The organism is Arthrobacter sp. BK1, assembly GCF_056680055.1.
Genome location: NZ_CM155263.1, coordinates 1,076,840 through 1,094,011, shown reverse-complemented (window position 1 = coordinate 1,094,011; position 17,172 = coordinate 1,076,840). Strand labels below are relative to the sequence as shown.

Below are 17,172 nucleotides of genomic sequence, written 5' to 3'. Positions count from 1 at the left end.
GGGCGGACACCGGCGTTTCAGCAGTTCGACTGCGACTTCTGTGTACGCGTTTCACCGTTGGTGCTCACGGTCTGGGAACTTGAGCGGCACGTCTCGCCATACTCTGTAAACGTGTTCTGGCTGGTCATCGTTGTCACCTTGGGGCTCAGCATGTAGTGCGTTTTGTAGTCGAACGTCGACTGGCTGCCGTCGAGGTTCTGCACCGTGCTCTGATCGCGGGTGTTGGTGGTGTAGTACTCGTTCTCGATGAATCGGGTGGCGCCCCGGTATTCGTAGGTTGACCCATCGGGGAAGCTGTATTCGACGTGTTCCACCACGGCAGGGTTGCTGGGTGACTCGGACGGCGGCGCGGCCATGGCCGGCGAGGCAGTGAGGGCGAGTGCAAGTCCAGCGCCGGTGGCGATGAATAGGCTGGTCAGACGGTTCATTTGGGGGGCCTCTCGTTTCTTGTCGGGCTCCCCAGCGCGCAGTGGGTAAATCATAACGATGGCGTAATGGTCCGTCAATGAGTCAGCGGTTGCCGCCCACCTCAGCCACTTCGACCTCAACCCCGGCGTCCCGGAACTTCTGCACCTGGGCCGGGTCGGCGCCGTCGTCCGTCACCAAAGTCCACGGCAGCGCAAGCCGTGCCCAGGCGTGGAACGGCCGCAGGCCGAGCTTGGAGGAGTCCGCCAGCACGTACACCACATTGCCGCGGCGGGCCATGAGTTCCTTGAGCCGGGTCTGGGCGTGGTCGGCTTCGCAGATGCCGTCCTCGGCGGTGACGGCGTCGGCGCCCAGGAACACGCGGTCAAAGCTCATCCGCTCCAACGCGGCTTCAGCCAGTGGGCCCACAAAACTCTGTGAAACGCTCCGGAGCCGGCCGCCCAGGCAGTCCACCTCGATGCCCTCGGACTCGGACAGTTCCTGCATGGTGTTGATGCCGGGCGTCGTCACAGACAACTTGTCGAAGCCGCGCAGTTCGTGGGCGAGGGCACCCACGGTGGAGCCGGCGTCGAGCAGGATGTTCTCCCCGGGCCGGATGACGGACGCCGCCCAGCGGGCGATGGCGTGCTTCTGCTCAAACGCCTGGCCGGTGCGCTGCCGCAGCGACGCCTCCGGGTGGGCCCCCATGGCCATGGCGCCGCCGTAAGTGCGGGCCAGCCGGCCCTGCCCGTTGAGGAGCGCCAGGTCACGGCGGATGGTGGAGGCGGTCACCTCGAAGCGGGCGGACAGCTCCTCTACGGAGGCCAAACCGGTGGTGACGGCGAGGTGGTAGATCTCCTCGCGCCTGGCATTTGCCGACAACATTCCCGGTCTCCTTCGCATGGGCGTGGTTACCATGCTAGTTCCGGCCCCCGGCAACTCGCCGGAGCCTCGCCCTGCGCGGAATGCGCAACGGCCAGTCAGCACTCTGAGCTGACCGGCCGTTCAGAGAGCTCCAACCCCGGATTCGGGTTATCTGTCCCTCAGGTTCTCTTAGACAGCTTCCTCGCGCGACGGCGCCAGGTCCACTGCCTGCCGCAATGCCTCAAGAAGAGACTCGTGATCGGCAATGTTCTTGCCCGCGATGTCGAAAGCCGTGCCGTGGTCCACCGAAGTGCGCACTACAGGGAGACCAACGGTGATATTGACGCCGTTCTCCAGGCCAAGCACCTTGACCGGGCCGTGGCCCTGGTCGTGGTACTGCGCTACCACCAGGTCGAAGTCACCGCGGCCGGCGAGGAAGAAGAGGGTGTCGGCCGGAAGGGGGCCGAATGCGTCGATCCCGTCAGCCTGGGCCTTCTCGATGCCCGGCTGGATCTTCTCCGCCTCTTCGCCGTAACCGAACAGTCCGTTCTCTCCTGCATGCGGGTTGATGGCGCACACGGCGATTCTCGGGTTTTCAATGCCCGAGGCCTGCAGAAGCTCGTGTCCACGCTTGATGGTCCGGTAGACGAGGTCCCCGTTGATCTTGGCGATCGCGTCGATAAGGCCGATGTGGGTGGTGACGTGGATGACGCGCATCTTCGGGGCAGTCAGCATCATGGAAACTTCCTCGGTGCCGGTCAGTTCGGCGAGGAGTTCGGTGTGGCCGGGGTACTTGTGTCCCGCGGCGTGCAGGGCTGCCTTGTTCAGCGGCCCGGTGCAGATCGCATCCACTCGGCGGTCCATGGCCAAGGCAACAGCCTTCTGGATGAAGAGGAATGAACCGTGCCCGGCGGCTGCTGATAGCTCGCCCCATGCGAGGTCCTCGGGAATGCAGCCGATATCAAGCACGTCGATGGTGCCTTCGTCGAACAGGGCCTCGGACGGTTCCGACACCTTGCGCAGGGTCAGCGGGCTCGAAACGATGTCCGCGGCGAGCTGCAGGCGGCGAAGGTCGCCGACGACGAGCATACGGGCCTTCGATCGGAGTTCCGCGTCGGCCAGGGCTTTGACGATGATTTCCGGGCCAATGCCGGCCGCATCGCCCATGGTGATGGCAACAATCGGGCGTCCCATTATTTGATACTCATTTCAGTCGTTGTGCAGTGAGAAATTGTGTGGTCCGGGCCAGCGTTCCGGCGTCCCCGAAGGCACCGGCCTTGGTGACCAGCAGGGGGAGAGGATCAGGCAGCAGGCTCATCACGACGCCGGGTTCGATCTCACCCAGGACGGTGAAGCTGCCGGCACCGAGGGCCTTCAGGACTGCCGTGGCCGTCTCCCCGCCGGTCATAACGAGGGCGTCGCAGTGCCCGATGCCCGCAGCGGTGGCTCGGGCCAAAGCTTCTGCAACCACCAGTGCCTGCGATTTGTCCACGGTCCCCATCGGATCCGGCGTGAGGACAACATCGTTCCGGGTCATCGCCTGGGCAACCTCGCGGGCCACCGCTGGCTCCTCCAGTAAGTCATGGTCCAGCTTGATATGTTCAGCGCCGGCAGCAAGAAGTGCTTCGGTTTGCCGCCGCGCAAGGCCTGAGTAACTGCCGATCACGGTCAAGGTCCGGTTGACGCGCCGCATCTGCGTGTTCCGCGCACTTATTCCTTCTTTCCGCGCAGCAATGTGCCCCGCCAGCCCGCCGGAACCGACCAGGAGTGCCGGGAAGTCCAGAAGGCCTGCTGCCGCTGCGATGGCTTTCAGATCCTGGTCAGAAGAGGCGTCCAGAACGACGGCGTCAATTCCGCGTGACTGCACGTCACTTAGGTGCGCTGCGAGTTCCGCCGGCGTGCGTCCGGGTTTTTCGGCCACCACTTCGGCGGTGAGACCACCGGCGGCAAGTGCGCCTGCGACGTCGCCACGGAAGCTTCCTTCAGTGTTCTGCACGCCGCCCACGTGGACGAAGCCGCCCACAGTGGTCCTTCCCGTGCCCCCATAAGCCGGAGCCACAATGGCCAGACGCTTGCCGCGGACCTGGGTGATCCCCGCCAGCGTTGCGGCGACCTCGGCGCCCACATTGCCCCGGAGCAACGAGTCGATCTTTTTGAAGACCCGTCGATCCTGGCCCAGGGCACGCCCGACGGCGGAGGCTACAGTCGAGGCTGCCTCCTCCGCGGCCAGGTAGCGGCTCTCGGTGTTGATCGACAGGATCTCAGCTTCGGGCCAGGTGGAGTCGACGTCCAGGATGACGGAACTGGTGTGCGTGGGTCCGTAGGCTGCGGCAGCATCGGCCGCTCCCGTCAGGTCGTCGGCGATGATTGCCCAGCGCGTGGCTGCGTGGGTGTTCATACTGCTGCAGGCACCTCAGATGATGTAGCGGTGGCTTCTTTGGCCTTGAGGCGCTTGGCGTACCAGGCAACGATGAGCGGGCAGCCAATGGCGGTGACCACAACGGACGCGGCAACCAGAACGGTGGCGGGTCCGGCAGCGGGGAGATACGCAGGGTTGGCTGCAGCTACCAGCATGGGGACTGTTGCAGCGTTTCCGGCGGTGGTGGCGGCAGCCAGGCCGGCGAGTCCGGTGCCCCCGCTCAGCTTGTCAGCGAAGAAAAGTACGGCGCCGCCGACGATCAGCACGAACAGGCCAAGCGCCACACCCAGAAGGCCGGCACTGAGCACCTTCTCGAGGTTCAGGCCAAAGCCCAGGGCGAGGGCGAAGAACGGAATAAGAACGGGGGCTGCAGAGGAAAGGAACTTACGCATGGCCGGGTCGAGGGTGCCCAGCAGCACTCCGAGGAGCAGGGGGATGATGGCGCCTACGAGGGCCTGCCACGGGAAGGCCGAGAGGCCGGCCACACCGAGTGTGAGCATGGTCAGGAACGGGCCCGATTCGAGCGTCATGACGGAGTAGGCAGCAACGTCCTTGGGCTTGCCGTACTGGCCCATAAGAGCCATGTACATTCCGCCGTTGGTGTCATTGAGTGCTGCCAGGATGGCCAGGACGGACAGGCCTGTAAGCAGACCGCCATCGATGGGAAGTTCGCCCAGGAACCTGCCGGCGATGATGCCGATGATTACGGCGAACAGGACCTTGGCGCCGAAAAGGACGCCGCCCTTTTTCAGGATGTAGGGCGTGGCCTTGATATCGATGCTTGCACCCATGCATACGTAGAACACGGCGAGGATGGTGGTGCCGCCGGTGAACAGCGCACCTGTAAACGAACCGAAGAATTTAGCGGAATCCGGTGCGAAGGTGGCCAGAAGGGCACCGATGAGCAGCGGAATCAACATCATGCCGCCGGGAACTTTTTCCATGCTGGCCTTGATCGGAATAGACATTAATCAACCTCATTGTTGTGGGGGAGGGGGGCTCGGCCCGGGTTCCGATTATGATTTAGATCATAGAATGCCTGCGCGCTTAGCGCAAGCACTGTTGCGCGAAACGCGCACGGCCGTGACTCCTCCGAACGCGGCGCTACGTTACGGGCGGGTAGTAGGGGATGTCCGGTTCTGCAGGATTACACAGGTCCACGACCTAACATGGCCCACATGAAGGATGCCCGGGACGCCCGCTCTGCTGCCGTTGTGATCAACACTGGTTCACGCCGGGGAGCAGCGGCACACGAACTTGCGCTGGACGCGATGCGAGGGGCCGGCGTGCCGGTCTCCTCCGTGCACCCCGTGCACTCCGGGGCGGACTTGGCCGGGGCGCTGGATCAGGTGATGGCGGACGGGCACGATCTGGTGGTTGTCGGCGGCGGTGACGGGACGGTGTCCTATGCGGCCGGCAGGGTGGCGGGCACCGACGTCGTGCTCGGCGTTCTTCCGCTGGGCACCGCCAACGATCTCGCCCGGACCCTGGAGATCCCGAACAATCTTGCCGAGGCGTGCGCTGTCATCGCCCACGGGAAGGTGGTGGATATCGATCTGGGCCGGGCCAACGGCCAGCCTTTCCTCAACGTCGCGTCCGTTGGCCTGTCGGTGGGTGTCACCGAAGCTCTCAGCCCCCGCCTGAAGCGGTATATCGGGCCGTTGGCGTACGGCATTGCTACCCTGCGCGCTTATGCCCGGCACAAGGCGTTCCGGGCACGTCTCGAGTTCCCGGAGGGGGACCACGAGCCGATGGAGCTCGAGCACCTGCTCCAGGTGGCCGTAGGCAACGGCCAGCATTACGGCGGCGGGAACATGGTCTCCCCGACGGCGGGGATCGACGACCACACCCTCGACATCTACGCCATCCCGCTGGCACCCCTCCGGGAGCACGTGAGCATTGCGCGGCTGCTCAAAGACGGCAGCTTCGTCGAACACGACAAGGTGTACCACCTGACCAGCCGCCGCGTCCGGCTGGTCACCGAGCCCCCGCTGTCCGTGAACCTCGACGGCGAAATCGCCACCACCACGCCGGCCGACTTCACCATCCAGCGCAACGCCGTCCACGTGGTGGTGCCCCAGGGAAGCACCAGCGCATTGTTCGACGGACCGGGCGCCGCATGAACATGGAGCCGTTTCAGAGGTAGTCGCCGGCCCGTTCGCGCGCAACTTCGAGCAACGTGGATTGAAAGGCGACCTCCGCCGGGGCGTAGACCTTGTCCTGCCGCTGCGCGAGCAGTATCCGCCGCAGCGGCGCGGCGGCACCGAGGCTGAGTACCCTCACATCGGGGTGCTGAAGTGACACGGCGGTCCTGGGCACCATGGCTACGCCCATTCCGACACTGACCATGGCCTGGGCCTCCTGGTAGTCGTTGGCCAGGAAGCCGATGGTCGGTTCGAACCCGGCGTCGTGGGCGGAACGCTGGAGGACCTCCACCACCGGGTGGGCCTCCGCGCGCACAATCCATGACTCGTTGCGCAGTTCGCCCATGCTGACCTCCTCCCTCTCCGCCAGCGGGTGGCCGCGGGCCACCAGGATCACCGTGCTCTCCTGGAAGACTTCCGTGACCCGGATGGACTCGTCCTGGAAGGTGTTCCAGGGGTAGTCCCAGAGCAGGCACAGCCCCGTGACGCCGGACTCCAGATCCGCAACGAGTTCGTCGAAGCGCGCGCTGCGCAGGGAGAGGCTGATGGCCGGGTAGCGCTTCTTGAACGTCCGGATGACGATGGGCAGGAAGGAACCGGCCAAGGTGGGGAAAGTGCCTACGGTCAGGGACCCCTGTTTCAGTCCGGCGATCTGGCCGAGATCGGACTGGGCTGCCTTCATCTGCCGGACGATCTTCCGCGCGTGCCCCGCAAGCACCTGGCCGGCCTCGGTGGGCACCACACCGCGGGAGCGGCGGTTGAGCAGGGGCTGCCCCACCTCCTGTTCGAGCTTGCGCAGCTGCTGGGAAACGGCCGAGGGTGTGTACATCATCAGCTCGGCTGCGGCGGTGATGGAGCCCTGTTCGACCACCTCCAGCAGCAGAGCCAGCCGCCGGATATCGAACAACGGCTGCTCTTCTTCGTGAAGCATCGCTTTACCCTTCTGCTGATTTCGTTCATTCCCTGCAGGGAGATGGAGAAACGGCGCTGTCCCGCGGCGGAATCACCGGAGCTTCTGCTATAGAAAGGACAGCTTTGCCCTTTCACCACTAATGAATGAAGAAATACTACATACCCTCTCAATTATTGAACATTGTCCTAAAGTGTGATCTGGCTCAATCTCTTCTCAGGCCCTCAACAAACTTTGAGGCGAAGGAGAGGTGGGAATCGATGAAGATCGAAGCGGAATGGATGCGCGGAGGCACCAGCAAGTGCTGGGTGTTCGAAGCAGGGCATCTTCGGGAGGGCGGCACCAGCCTGGATGTGCTGCTTCCACGGCTGTTCGGCAGCCCCGACCCCCGGCAGATCGACGGCGTGGGCGGGGCCACCTCCACCACCAGCAAGGCGATCATCGTGCACCGGCCTGCCGGCGGGGACATCGACGTCGAGTACACCTTCGCCCAGGTCGGCATCGAAGAAGCCGGCGTGGACTGGGGCAGCAACTGCGGAAACGGCTCAGCGGTTGTGGGCCTCTACGCGATCGAGAAGGGGTTGGTGGTTCCCACCGCGGACGTCACCCGGATCGTCACCCGCAACACCAACACGAACCAGGTCATCGTCCAGCGGGTGTCCACCCCGGCAGGTGCCCTTCCCCTTGTCCCGGACGGGCACATGCCAGGAGTGCCGTTCCCCGGCTACGCGGTGGGGCTGGGGTTCCAGGACCCTGCCGGAAAGACCACCGGCGCCCTGCTGCCCACCGGCGCAGCAACGGACACCATCACCGCGGGCGGATCCCGCTGGACAGTTTCAATGGTCGACGCCGGCGCCCCCGTTGTGATGGTCCGCGCAGAGGAGCTGGGCCTGGACCCGGCCCGCTACGGGAATTGGCGGCCGGGAGTCGAGCTGCAGCTGGAGACCTTGGAACAGATCCGGCGGCAGGCCGCCGTCCGGATGGGGCTGGCCGCCACGGCCGACGGCGCCGCGCGGGCAATCCCCAAGCTTGCCGTCGTCGCCGCCCCCGCGCCGGCGGACCGGAGCTGCGACGTCAACGTCATGATGCTTTCCATGGGCAAGCCCCACCCGGCGTTGGCCATCACCGGCAGTATCGCCCTCACCCTGGCCGCCCGCACTCCCGGCACCGTGCTGCACGCCATCACGGGCGGGACAGCGGGAAACACACTGCGGCTGCGTACCCCGGCCGGGGTGATTGAGACCTGGAGCGAGGAGCACAACGGAACCCTGCTCGTCGGCGTCGACCGCACCGCCCGCACCATTGCCACCACCATCATCCACCTCCCCGAGGTCTCGGCCAGCCCAACAGCTGCCGCCCTCGCGGGAGCCACTCAATGAGGAGTAAGCACCATGACTAGTACCCTGAACCGTCCCGCTGCCCCCAAGGGTGGCGCCGACGAAAACCGCCCTGAGCGTCCCAACCGCCGCCGCCGCCGTATCCTACTGATGGCGGTGGCCGGTCTAACGATCCTGGGTCTGGCTGCCCTCGTTCTGGGGGGTGGCATCCTCAACCCGGCGGCCACCCCGGAACCGGAGCAGAGCATGACCGCTATCCAGATCATCCCGCTCGTCATCCTCGTGGTGATGTTCGTGGTCGCCACAAAATGGCCGCTGAACATCGGCGTGATGGGGCTGGTGGCGTCCTTCGGCGTCGGCTACTTCATGCTCGGGATGACGGACAAGCAGATCCTCGAAGAGTTCCCGGCCAGCATCGTCCTGACGATTATCGGCGTCACCTATTTCTTCAGCATGGCCCAGCGGAACGGCACCATAGACATCATCGTGCAGACGTGTGTTCGCCTTGTCCGGGGCAAGACCCTGCTGCTGCCCTGGGTGTTCTTCCTGATGGCTGCCGCGCTGACCGCATTGGGCACCTTCTCGCCGGCCGCCGTCGCGCTGCTGGCACCCGCGGCCATCGGCTTTGCGTACGAGTCACGCATCCACCCCGTGGTGATGGGAGCCTTTGTCATCAACGGCGCCCACGCCGGCGGCTTTTCGCCGCTGTCCGTGGCCGGCGTGCTGGTGCACAACATCGCCGTGGAGAACGGCTTTCCCATCTCGCAGGGCTCACTGTTCGTTGCCAGCTTCGCCTTGAACCTCATCCTCTCCGTCCTGACCATCGTGCTGTTCGGCCTCCTGGGCAAGCTGCGCGACGGCGACGGCGGCCAGCTTGCCGACGTCGACACCGCCCGGACCGGCCGTCCCCACGGCCAGCAGATCCTCACGCTGGCCCTGATCGCCGCGATGCTGGTCTGCACCCTGGGTTTCCACATGCCCATCGGTTTCGTTGCCCTGTCCGCAGGCCTCCTGCTGGCGCTGGTCAACATCAAGGAACACCAGACGTTCATTGGCGGCGTCTCCTGGTCCACGGTCCTGCTGGTGGCCGGCATGATCACCTACGTGTCCCTGCTCCAGCACGTGGGCGTCATCGACACCCTTGCCGAGCATGCACTGGCACTGGGTGCACCGCTGCTGGTTGCACTGGTCCTCTGCTACGTCATCGGCGTGGGATCAGCCTTTGCCTCCTCCACGGCTTTGCTGACCGCCTTCATTCCGCTGGCCGGGCCGCTGCTCGCCACGAGCTCCTTGAGCGCCTCCGGGACCGTTGCGGCCCTTGGCCATCGCAGCCACGGTGGTTGATGTTTCGCCCTTCTCCACCGACGGTGCGCTGGTGGTTGCCAATGCCCCCGAACATGACCGGCAGCGCGTCTACAAGCAGCTGATGGGCTACGCCGGGGGAGTGGTGCTGGTGGCTCCTGCCCTTGCCTGGGCCATGCTGGTACCCACCGGCATCATGTAAAAGGTCCTTCACTCCTCCCGGGATGGCATTCCGCAGCAGTGTTTCCCAACACTGCCGCGGAGTGCCATCTCGCTGTTCTGGCGTCCAGGCCTTCAGCGCAGACCGGCGGTATGCCCGCCTTCTCCCGAGACCCAGTCAAAAACCGGCCCGGCGCGCGGCGTCAATGGACGCGGCCAGGAGTGACAACCGCTGCTCAACACTGGCTGCTGGTGGTGCGGAAACCTTCAGCCCCCGATAGGCGCCTGGTTCAGTGCCTTCGCGGGCGCCTTCCAGCACGGCTGCCATGGAACGGATGGCCCCTGACGTCAGCAGGGACGCTGGTTCCACCGGAGCCGGCGGGAGATGGGTATCGTCCCACGCCCCGCCGTAAGCCGTGGCCTGGGATGAGCAGCCGGAGAGAACAACACCTGCCAAGACGCCTGCCTGCAACGCCAGTTCTACATGCCGGTCCGGTGCGTTGGTATCACGGCCCTCAATGACCGAGCGGGCCCAGTTCACGGTGACACCTGCCCCCGTGCCCGCGGCAAGTACTGCTTCAATTTCCTGATCCAGCTGCAGGAAACCCTTTACCGGCGGGTAGTGGCCGGAGGCAGCGTCGCAGTGTTCCAGAACAGGCCGGGCACCGTCCCAGTCATACTCCGCCAACTGCTTAAGCGAGTCAGCCAACGCTTCAACGGATGCTGTTGTCCTGGTGAAAGTTCCGATCTCCCCAACCGAAAGACGGGGAGCGCTGTACAGGTGCACCGCGCGAACCGCTTTACGGCCCAACGTCCGGTTCAGGGTGCGTACCGCCTCAGCCGCAGCGGCAGTTCTTTCCAGTGCTGCGCGTTTTCCTTCCAGGTCGGCCGAGGCCAAGCCAAAGCCAACGGAAGCGCCGAGCCGGTCCATGGTGTCCGGAATGGTGGTGAGCACAAAGCTGAAATCGGCGGGGAGGTGGCCAATCTGCTGAACCAGCCAGTCGCCGTCGTACTTGTGCAGCTTTCCCGTGGCGTAAAACGGAATCTCCAGCCCAGTGACATGCGGCAGGGCCGCAGCGCCGGACAGAAACGCGGCCTCAGCCACCGGATCACGGCCGTCCAGGGCCGGAGCCGCGGTGTAGCTGCTCAGAATCAGCCCCGCTCGGCGGGTCACGTCAGGTTCACGGCTGAAGACTCCGGCAAGGCCACCGGATTCGTGAGCGTTCCCACGCCTTCGATGTCCACCGAAACGGTATCGCCCGGATGGAGCTCGAGGACCGTTTCGTCAGCAGCCCAGGGGGTGCCGGTGAGGATCACGTCCCCGGGGTAGAGGGTCATAAACCGGGAGCAGAACAGCAGCAGCTCCGCCACGGAAAAAACCATGCGGGAGGTCGAGGAACTTTGGACCACCCCACCGTTGATCCTTGTGACGAGGCGAAGGTCCTGAAGGTCCCTGATCTCGTCCAGTGTCACCAGTTCAGGCCCGAGCGGGCAGAACGTGTCCAGGCTCTTGCCGCGCGTGGACTGCACGTCGGCTGCCTGCAGGGTCCGCGCGGAGACGTCATTTGCCACCGTCACCCCGGCGACTGCTGCGAGCGCTTCTTCTGCGCTGTGCGCATCCTTCAGCACACGGCCTACGACGACGGCGAGTTCACCTTCGCAGAGGACGGTCCCGGCATGTGCCGGGTCAAACGTGATGGGCCCGCCGTCGCCTGCCAGGCTCCCGGGAAACTTGCCAAAGACCAGGGGGATGCGTCCCGGTGCCCGCCGGTCCGGGGCGGTGCCTCCGGCGGGCCCGGGGGACAGTGGGGGGCCGTTCTCTTCCCGGGAGCCGGGCCAGTAGTTTTCCCCAATGCCGATGAGCTGCCCGGGCAGGCGGACTCCGGGCAGCAGGGCGCAGGCCATATACGGGCGTCCCTCCGGCCCGGACTCAGCGATTTTCAGCGGAAACCGCGGCATTCAGTGGCTCAGGTGTGAGGCATAGACACGCAGGCGCGGGTGCTGGAACACCACGTCCGGCGGGCCCTCTGCCACGATGCCGCCGTGTTCCATGAAGATCACCCTGTCCGCCACCTCCCGCGCGAACTTCATTTCGTGCGTCACGATGACCATGGTCATACCGGTTTTCGCGAGCTTGGCCATGATCTCCAGGACCTCGTTCACCAGTTCCGGATCCAGTGCGGACGTGGGCTCGTCGAAAAGGATGGCCTTGGGATCCATCATGAGCGCGCGGCAGATTGCCACCCGCTGCTGTTGCCCGCCGGACAGGTCGGCGGGGTACGCGTCCGCTTTGTCCTCAAGGCCAACCGAGCGGAGCTTTTCCAAGGCACGCCCCTGCGCGTCCGCCCGCTTCTGCTTCTTGGAGATCACCGGCCCTTCCAGGAGGTTCTCCAGAACCGTGCGGTGCGGCCACAGGTTGAACTGCTGGAACACCATGGAGATTTCACGCCGCAACCACGTCAGCCGGAACTGGTCCAGGACGCCAAGCTTTCCCCGCGCGTTCGGGGTGTAGAACACCTGCCGGCCGTCCACGTGGATGCGTCCGGCGTCCGGTACCTCCAGCATGTTGATGCACCTCAGCAGGGTGCTCTTCCCGGCGCCGCTCGGGCCGATGATGGCCACCACTTCACCGGGAAGGATCCGAAGGTCTACGTCCTTCAGGACCTCGCGCGAGTTGTAGCTCTTGGTGAGCCCGGTGATGCTGATCATGCCATGCTCCTAACGGCTTCGCGCACCTGTTTGGTGGTGCCCATCTTGCGGCCCATCTTCTTTTCAATGACGATCTGAAGGACCATCAGCAGGCTGGTCATGACCAGGTACATTGCCGCCACGACCCCCAGGGTTTCCATGACGTTGTACGTGGAGTTGTAGGCCTTCTGGCCCTGCAGCATCAGGTCCGGCACTGTGATGACGGAGATCTGGGCGGACTCCTTGAGCATGATGATGCAGTTGTTGATGTACGGGGGAGTCATGAGCCGGATGCCTTCCGGAGCTGTCACCCGCACGAACTTCTGCAGCGGGTTCATGCCTACGGAGTCCGCCGCTTCCAGGTGGCCGGTATCAACCGATTTGAGCCCGGCCCTGATGATTTCCGAGAAGAACGACGCCGAGTTCAGGCTCATGGCGATCAGGCCTGCCGTGAATGCGTCCATGGTCAGTCCGAACGGCTTCGTGTAGTAGAAGAAGAACAGCGACAGCATGAGCGGCAGGCCGCGGAAGAACCAGACATAGGCAGCGGCGAAGATCCGCAGTGCGCGGACCCTGGAGAGCCGCAGGGTGGCGATGACGTAGCCCAGGACGGTGGCGCAGACGATGGCCGCAGCAACGATTCCCAGGGTTGTCAGTGCGCCGGTCAGAAAGATCGGGAAGTATTCGGCTGCAACAGAGCCGGGCTCGGAGATGTTCATGGCAAATTACGCGGCGGGGATCTCGACCGTGAAACCGAACCACTTCTGGTTCAGTTCCTCCAAGGTGCCGTCAGCCTTGAGCTCTTCGATGATCTTGTCCACTTTGGGCTTCATTTCGGTGTCGTCCTTGGGAAGGCCGACACCGGCCGGCTTCATTCCGTAGACATCACCGACGATTTTGAGCTCCGCGGCGAGCGGGGAGTTCTTCATGAAGTTCTCAGCCGCGATCCGCCCCGTGGCAAACACATCGATCCTGCCGGCGGCAACATCCGCGAAACCTTCGGGGGCGCCGGGATAGGCTTTGAGCTCTTTGAAACCGCCGATGCCCTTGACATCGGATTCGGTGCCTGAGCCGCCGATGGCGCCGACAATGAAGCCGTCCAGCTTGCTGACCTGCTCCACCGAGGTGTTGTCCTTCTTGACAACGGCAACCGCACCGTCCGCCAGGTAGGGGGTGGAGAAAGTGATGGACTGCTTGCGGGGTTCGGTCATGGTCAGTCCCGACATCACGGCGTCGAACTTTCCGCTGTTCAGTCCGGGAAGCAAGCCCGTCAGCTGGCCTTCGACAAATTCTGCTTCCATGCCCAGCTTGTCGGCGATCAGCGTGCCCACCTCGATGTCGAAGCCGGTGAGTTTTCCGGCCTCCGAGAAAGTGATGGGCCGGAAGGTGCCGCTGGTGGCGATGGTGAATTTTTCCTTCGGAGCCGTGTCCGCCGAGGCGGAGCTGCTGGCCGAGCAGCCGCTGGCGGCCAGGGTGAGGGCGGCCAGAGCCGCGACGACGGCGGCTTTGCTAGTGCGTGAAAACATGCGTTGCTTCCCACTTTCAGTAATCCGTTGCCAGTGATGGTTGCTGACAGGGAAGACGCTATGGGCTCCGTGTGTCCGGGGATCGCCTGCTTCGTTTCGACTATGTTAATTGTGAATTCTGTAGACAATTTTACAGTTAGCTGGCCGTGCGGTCCCCTGCGGGCTTCACGCTGTGCTCGAGAACCAGAGCCTCCAGCAGCTCGGCGAAGGCGAGGGCGGTCAGCTCACCTCCCGGAGGGGCTATCACCTGCACGGACAGAGGGAGCCCTTCTGCAGACAAACCCACCGGCAGTGACACCACGGGGCAGCCTGTCAAGGTCACGGCCCGGCAGGGTCCCATGACTTCCCAACCCTGCAGTTGCCGGCCGTCTACATCCAGTACGCCTTCAACGTCCGCCGCGGGGCCCCCGGCCACCGGAAGCAGGACAACGTCCACCGCATTGATCTGGCGGAGAGCCTGCCGGCGCGCAGACTCGGCGGCTGCCCACGCCAGGCCCGTGTCCGCGGCGGAGGCCCTGAGCGATTCCCGGATGGTCTCCAGGTTGCGCCCGGATACATTGTCCTCCTTGCCGGCGACGGCAGCGGCATGATCGAGCATGGGGTCAAGCGCGCGCAAGCGGTTGTAGGCAGGCAGGCACTCCGCCAGCAGGTCGGGCTGCTGCTCTACCGCGTGACCCGCCGCGGCAAGCGCAGCTGCCAGCCGCCCCATCAGCGCGCTGACTTCGCTGCGGACCGGACCAAAGACGCGGCCGTCACTCCATGCGACACGGAACGCGGCGCTTTGTCCGGTTCCCGCGCCTGCTTCCACGCCGGACATCACACGGTAGGCCACCTGCAGATCACGCACCGAGCGCGCAAGCGGGCCGATCGTCTGGAACGAGCCCTGCATTCCCGGGCTGACCGCGGGCAGCACGCCTTCAGAGCCGAAGTTTCCGCCAAGCCCCGGCACCTGCCCTTCGCCGGGCAACGCTCCAATTCCTGGACGCAATGCAACAATTCCGACGCACTGGGCCGGCCATCGCAAAGATCCGCCGAAGTCTGTTCCCACACCCAGCGCGGAGATGCCTGCCGCGATCGAGGCGGCTTCCCCGCCGCTGGAACCACCTGGGGTCGCGGCCGGAAATCGGGGGTTGCCGGTCCTGCCGTTCAGCGGACTGTCACAGGTGACCCCGAAGGCAAATTCCGGGCAGTTGGTTTTTCCGATCAGGATGGCGTCGGCGTCCAGCAGCCGTTGCACCGCGGGGGCCGTGGTTGTTGCCGTCGTGCCGGCAAACGCGAGGCTGGCAGCTGTTACCGGAAGCCCGGCAACAGCGATCACGTCCTTGACGCTGAAAGGCACTCCTGCCAGCAGGCCCAGCGGTTTGCCGGCCGCACGGCGGGCATCGAGGGAGGCGGCCGCCGCGGCCGCGCCCTCCCAGTCTTCGGTGATGAAAGCATTGAGCGCGTGTCCTTTTTCTGAGCTGGCGCTTTTTCGCGCGGCGGCCACCACCTCAGTGGCAGTCAGCACGCCCGCCTGCACCGCCTCGGCAAGGGCGGTCGCGTCCTGGTAGCCGGCGTTGATGCTGCTCAGCAGCGAGGGGCTCATTGTGCAGCGGCCAATGTGTCGCTTGCGCCCTGTCTTTCCAGGTAATCCCGTTCGCCGTGTTCTTCAAATTCACGCCGGATGCGCTTCGGGTCCCCGGAGCGGAGGCACTCCAACAGCTCCGCATGCCGGTCGCAGCCTTTGGTGAGGTCGCCTTTGGTCCGGGCCTCGTTCAGGACGTTGGCTGCCATGCAGAGCTGCATCTGTAACATCAGGGTCCGGTACGTGTCGCTGAGTCTCCGGTGCCCGGCCGCGTCCACCAGTGCCGTATGGAAGTCAACGTTCGCCTGGATGACTGCAGCCTGGTCTCCCCGTTTGGCCGCAGAACGCATGGCTTTCATGATCGGGTCGAGGGCCGCATAAGTGGACGGATCCCTTTTTGCCAGGAGGCGGTCCAAAGCGAACATTTCCAGAGCGCGCCTGAGGGAGTAGATCTCGTCGATGTCCGACTCTGTCATTGCCACCACGCGGTAGCCCCGGCGTGGCGACTGTTCCAGGAGGCCCTCGCTCTCAAGGGTGCGCAAGGCCTCTCGGAGGGGAGGGCGGGAGATCCCGAGGCGTTCGGCCAGCGGGGGCTCGTTCAGTTTGTCGCCCGGCGCCAGCTCTCCGCTCACAATCAGCTTTCGGATCTCATTGGCAGCAAGGGAGACGAGGCTTTCCTGGACAATCATGATCCAAGACTACTGTCTACACATTCACCGGATGAAGAGGGGACGGTGAGTTTACACAGGGTTTACACGCGGCGTACTTTCGTCAGATTGTCTACAGTATTCTGAAGTCCTTTACTGGAGAAGGATGTTGTGACATGGGAAAAACGGCAACTTACGCGCATTCACTCCGTCGGGGGTCTGCGTGGATAGATCCCTTTATTGTGCTGTTGCTGGCCACCCTTGTGGGGGCGGCTTTGTTTCCGCCACCCGACGCATTTGGCCCTGTCCTGTCCACCGCCGGTGGCATCGCGGTGGCCATCCAGTTTTTTCTCAGCGGGCTGCGGCTGCCGCCGTCAGTGGCACTGCAGGGGCTGAAAGCCTGGCGGTTGCACGTGGTTATCGTGTCGTTTTCGTTTGTTGTTTTTCCTCTGCTGGGTTTCGGCGTGGCCGCCGCAACATCCTGGTACCTCACCCCTGAACTCGTAGCGGGGTTGCTGTTCTTGACGATGCTTCCCACCGCAGTGCAAACAGCCACCACTTTCACCGGAATTGCAGGAGGGAACACCGCGGCGGCCATTTGCGCGGCGTCCATCTCGAACTTGCTCGGGGTGCTGGCTACGCCCCTCATGGTGGCCCTCGCCATGGGTGCATACAGCGGAATGAATGCCACGTCGGCTGTCAGGATTGGGCTGCAGATCGTGGCACCGTTCATCGTGGGCCAGCTACTCCACAAACTGACAGTCAGATGGACGGACCGCTGGGCTCCTGCGCTGAAAGTGGTGGACCGCGGCGCCATCCTCCTGGTGGTTTACGGTGCGTTTGGTGCCGCAGTGGCGGGCGGACTCTGGCAGAAGCTGGCGCCTGCCCAGCTGGTGGTGACGGGAAGCATCTGTGCAGTCATGCTGGCCCTTACACTCGTCGTCACTTCTTGTGTGGGTAGGAAGCTCGGCTTCGCCCGCGCTGATGCGACGGCCATCATGTTCTGCGGGTCAGAGAAGAGCCTTGCCGCCGGGCTCCCACTTTCGGCGATCCTCTTCCATGGGCCGCTGAGTGGAGTGGTGATCCTGCCCGTGATCATGTACCACGCCATGCAGCTGCTGGTTTGCGCCGGTGTTGCCCGCCGGCTGGCAAGACTCCAAAGCAGGACATTCACCAGCGAACCTGTTCCTGCGCGCGTTTAGAAGCT

16 protein-coding genes and 1 pseudogene are annotated in these 17,172 nt (G+C 64.4%); 4 read left to right on the top strand and 13 right to left on the bottom strand.

Features of this window, described 5'->3' with window-relative positions:
- Positions 1–17 precede the first annotated feature (17 nt).
- The 5 genes from AC1MCA_RS04845 to AC1MCA_RS04825 all read right to left on the bottom strand — a co-directional run bounded on the left by AC1MCA_RS04845 (position 18) and on the right by AC1MCA_RS04825 (position 4,656).
- On the bottom strand, positions 18–428 hold the full coding sequence (locus tag AC1MCA_RS04845) for a hypothetical protein (protein ID WP_479801557.1): 411 nt from the start codon (positions 426–428) through the stop codon (positions 18–20).
- An 82-nt stretch (positions 429–510) separates the two neighbouring features.
- The gene (locus AC1MCA_RS04840) at positions 511–1,290 is read right to left on the bottom strand and encodes a DeoR/GlpR family DNA-binding transcription regulator (RefSeq protein ID WP_479801556.1); all 780 of its coding nucleotides are present in this window, start codon (positions 1,288–1,290) and stop codon (positions 511–513) included.
- Between the two features lie 168 nt (positions 1,291–1,458).
- Entirely contained in the window at positions 1,459–2,463 is a 1,005-nt protein-coding gene (gene pdxA / locus AC1MCA_RS04835; RefSeq protein WP_479801555.1) for a 4-hydroxythreonine-4-phosphate dehydrogenase PdxA, read from the bottom strand.
- Between the two features lie 10 nt (positions 2,464–2,473).
- Positions 2,474–3,667: a four-carbon acid sugar kinase family protein gene (locus tag AC1MCA_RS04830; RefSeq protein WP_479801554.1), complete on the bottom strand. Its 1,194-nt coding sequence runs from the start codon at positions 3,665–3,667 to the stop codon at positions 2,474–2,476.
- The gene (locus tag AC1MCA_RS04825) at positions 3,664–4,656 is read right to left on the bottom strand and encodes a 2-keto-3-deoxygluconate permease (RefSeq protein ID WP_479801553.1); all 993 of its coding nucleotides are present in this window, start codon (positions 4,654–4,656) and stop codon (positions 3,664–3,666) included. The genes AC1MCA_RS04830 and AC1MCA_RS04825 overlap by 4 nt, the downstream gene beginning before the upstream one ends.
- A gap of 210 nt (positions 4,657–4,866) precedes the next feature.
- Between AC1MCA_RS04825 and AC1MCA_RS04820 the strand changes: the two genes are divergently transcribed.
- The gene (locus tag AC1MCA_RS04820) at positions 4,867–5,811 is read left to right on the top strand and encodes a lipid kinase (RefSeq protein WP_479801552.1); all 945 of its coding nucleotides are present in this window, start codon (positions 4,867–4,869) and stop codon (positions 5,809–5,811) included.
- 13 nt (positions 5,812–5,824) lie between these two features.
- Here the strand turns inward: AC1MCA_RS04820 and AC1MCA_RS04815 are convergent, their stop codons facing one another.
- A complete protein-coding gene (locus tag AC1MCA_RS04815; RefSeq protein ID WP_479801551.1) occupies positions 5,825–6,763 on the bottom strand; it encodes a LysR substrate-binding domain-containing protein in 939 nt (312 codons plus the stop codon).
- Between the two features lie 239 nt (positions 6,764–7,002).
- On the opposite strand from AC1MCA_RS04815, the gene AC1MCA_RS04810 reads away from it, so the two are divergent.
- Both AC1MCA_RS04810 and AC1MCA_RS04805 read left to right on the top strand, forming a co-directional pair.
- Positions 7,003–8,121: a PrpF domain-containing protein gene (locus AC1MCA_RS04810; RefSeq protein ID WP_479801550.1), complete on the top strand. Its 1,119-nt coding sequence runs from the start codon at positions 7,003–7,005 to the stop codon at positions 8,119–8,121.
- A gap of 12 nt (positions 8,122–8,133) precedes the next feature.
- Positions 8,134–9,583: pseudogene (locus AC1MCA_RS04805) on the top strand (SLC13 family permease).
- A gap of 135 nt (positions 9,584–9,718) precedes the next feature.
- Here the strand turns inward: AC1MCA_RS04805 and AC1MCA_RS04800 are convergent.
- From AC1MCA_RS04800 to AC1MCA_RS04770, 7 genes are all read right to left on the bottom strand, one after another.
- On the bottom strand, positions 9,719–10,714 hold the full coding sequence (locus tag AC1MCA_RS04800) for a DUF4862 family protein (protein WP_479801549.1): 996 nt from the start codon (positions 10,712–10,714) through the stop codon (positions 9,719–9,721).
- On the bottom strand, positions 10,711–11,499 hold the full coding sequence (locus tag AC1MCA_RS04795; RefSeq protein ID WP_479801548.1) for a fumarylacetoacetate hydrolase family protein: 789 nt from the start codon (positions 11,497–11,499) through the stop codon (positions 10,711–10,713). Before AC1MCA_RS04795 ends, AC1MCA_RS04800 begins: the two co-directional genes overlap by 4 nt.
- Complete coding sequence (locus AC1MCA_RS04790) at positions 11,500–12,249, bottom strand: amino acid ABC transporter ATP-binding protein (RefSeq protein WP_479801547.1); 750 nt, start codon at positions 12,247–12,249, stop codon at positions 11,500–11,502. It abuts the gene before it with no gap.
- Positions 12,246–12,947, bottom strand: a complete 702-nt coding sequence (locus tag AC1MCA_RS04785; protein ID WP_479801546.1) for an amino acid ABC transporter permease — start codon at positions 12,945–12,947, stop codon at positions 12,246–12,248. The genes AC1MCA_RS04790 and AC1MCA_RS04785 overlap by 4 nt, the downstream gene beginning before the upstream one ends.
- A gap of 6 nt (positions 12,948–12,953) precedes the next feature.
- Complete coding sequence (locus tag AC1MCA_RS04780; RefSeq protein ID WP_479801545.1) at positions 12,954–13,754, bottom strand: transporter substrate-binding domain-containing protein; 801 nt, start codon at positions 13,752–13,754, stop codon at positions 12,954–12,956.
- Between the two features lie 136 nt (positions 13,755–13,890).
- Entirely contained in the window at positions 13,891–15,339 is a 1,449-nt protein-coding gene (locus AC1MCA_RS04775) for an amidase (RefSeq protein ID WP_479801544.1), read from the bottom strand.
- Positions 15,336–16,007 (bottom strand): GntR family transcriptional regulator, encoded by a 672-nt coding sequence (locus AC1MCA_RS04770; RefSeq protein WP_479801543.1) that lies wholly within the window; start codon positions 16,005–16,007, stop codon positions 15,336–15,338. Before AC1MCA_RS04770 ends, AC1MCA_RS04775 begins: the two co-directional genes overlap by 4 nt.
- Before the next feature lie 134 nt (positions 16,008–16,141).
- Here AC1MCA_RS04770 and AC1MCA_RS04765 point away from each other — a divergent pair, with 134 nt between their 5' ends.
- Positions 16,142–17,167, top strand: a complete 1,026-nt coding sequence (locus AC1MCA_RS04765; protein ID WP_479801542.1) for a bile acid:sodium symporter family protein — start codon at positions 16,142–16,144, stop codon at positions 17,165–17,167.
- Positions 17,168–17,172: the final 5 nt, after the last annotated feature.

Coding starts and splice junctions, on each gene's coding strand:
- AC1MCA_RS04840 (WP_479801556.1), bottom strand. CDS start 1,290: ATGTTGTCGGCAAATGCCAGGCGCGAGGAGATCTACCACCTCGCCGTC.
- AC1MCA_RS04765 (WP_479801542.1), top strand. CDS start 16,142: ATGGGAAAAACGGCAACTTACGCGCATTCACTCCGTCGGGGGTCTGCG.
- AC1MCA_RS04815 (WP_479801551.1), bottom strand. CDS start 6,763: ATGCTTCACGAAGAAGAGCAGCCGTTGTTCGATATCCGGCGGCTGGCT.
- AC1MCA_RS04845 (WP_479801557.1), bottom strand. CDS start 428: ATGAACCGTCTGACCAGCCTATTCATCGCCACCGGCGCTGGACTTGCA.
- AC1MCA_RS04795 (WP_479801548.1), bottom strand. CDS start 11,499: ATGCCGCGGTTTCCGCTGAAAATCGCTGAGTCCGGGCCGGAGGGACGC.
- AC1MCA_RS04790 (WP_479801547.1), bottom strand. CDS start 12,249: ATGATCAGCATCACCGGGCTCACCAAGAGCTACAACTCGCGCGAGGTC.
- AC1MCA_RS04780 (WP_479801545.1), bottom strand. CDS start 13,754: ATGTTTTCACGCACTAGCAAAGCCGCCGTCGTCGCGGCTCTGGCCGCC.
- AC1MCA_RS04830 (WP_479801554.1), bottom strand. CDS start 3,667: ATGAACACCCACGCAGCCACGCGCTGGGCAATCATCGCCGACGACCTG.
- AC1MCA_RS04825 (WP_479801553.1), bottom strand. CDS start 4,656: ATGTCTATTCCGATCAAGGCCAGCATGGAAAAAGTTCCCGGCGGCATG.
- AC1MCA_RS04785 (WP_479801546.1), bottom strand. CDS start 12,947: ATGAACATCTCCGAGCCCGGCTCTGTTGCAGCCGAATACTTCCCGATC.
- AC1MCA_RS04775 (WP_479801544.1), bottom strand. CDS start 15,339: ATGAGCCCCTCGCTGCTGAGCAGCATCAACGCCGGCTACCAGGACGCG.
- AC1MCA_RS04810 (WP_479801550.1), top strand. CDS start 7,003: ATGAAGATCGAAGCGGAATGGATGCGCGGAGGCACCAGCAAGTGCTGG.
- pdxA (WP_479801555.1), bottom strand. CDS start 2,463: ATGGGACGCCCGATTGTTGCCATCACCATGGGCGATGCGGCCGGCATT.
- AC1MCA_RS04820 (WP_479801552.1), top strand. CDS start 4,867: ATGAAGGATGCCCGGGACGCCCGCTCTGCTGCCGTTGTGATCAACACT.
- AC1MCA_RS04770 (WP_479801543.1), bottom strand. CDS start 16,007: ATGATTGTCCAGGAAAGCCTCGTCTCCCTTGCTGCCAATGAGATCCGA.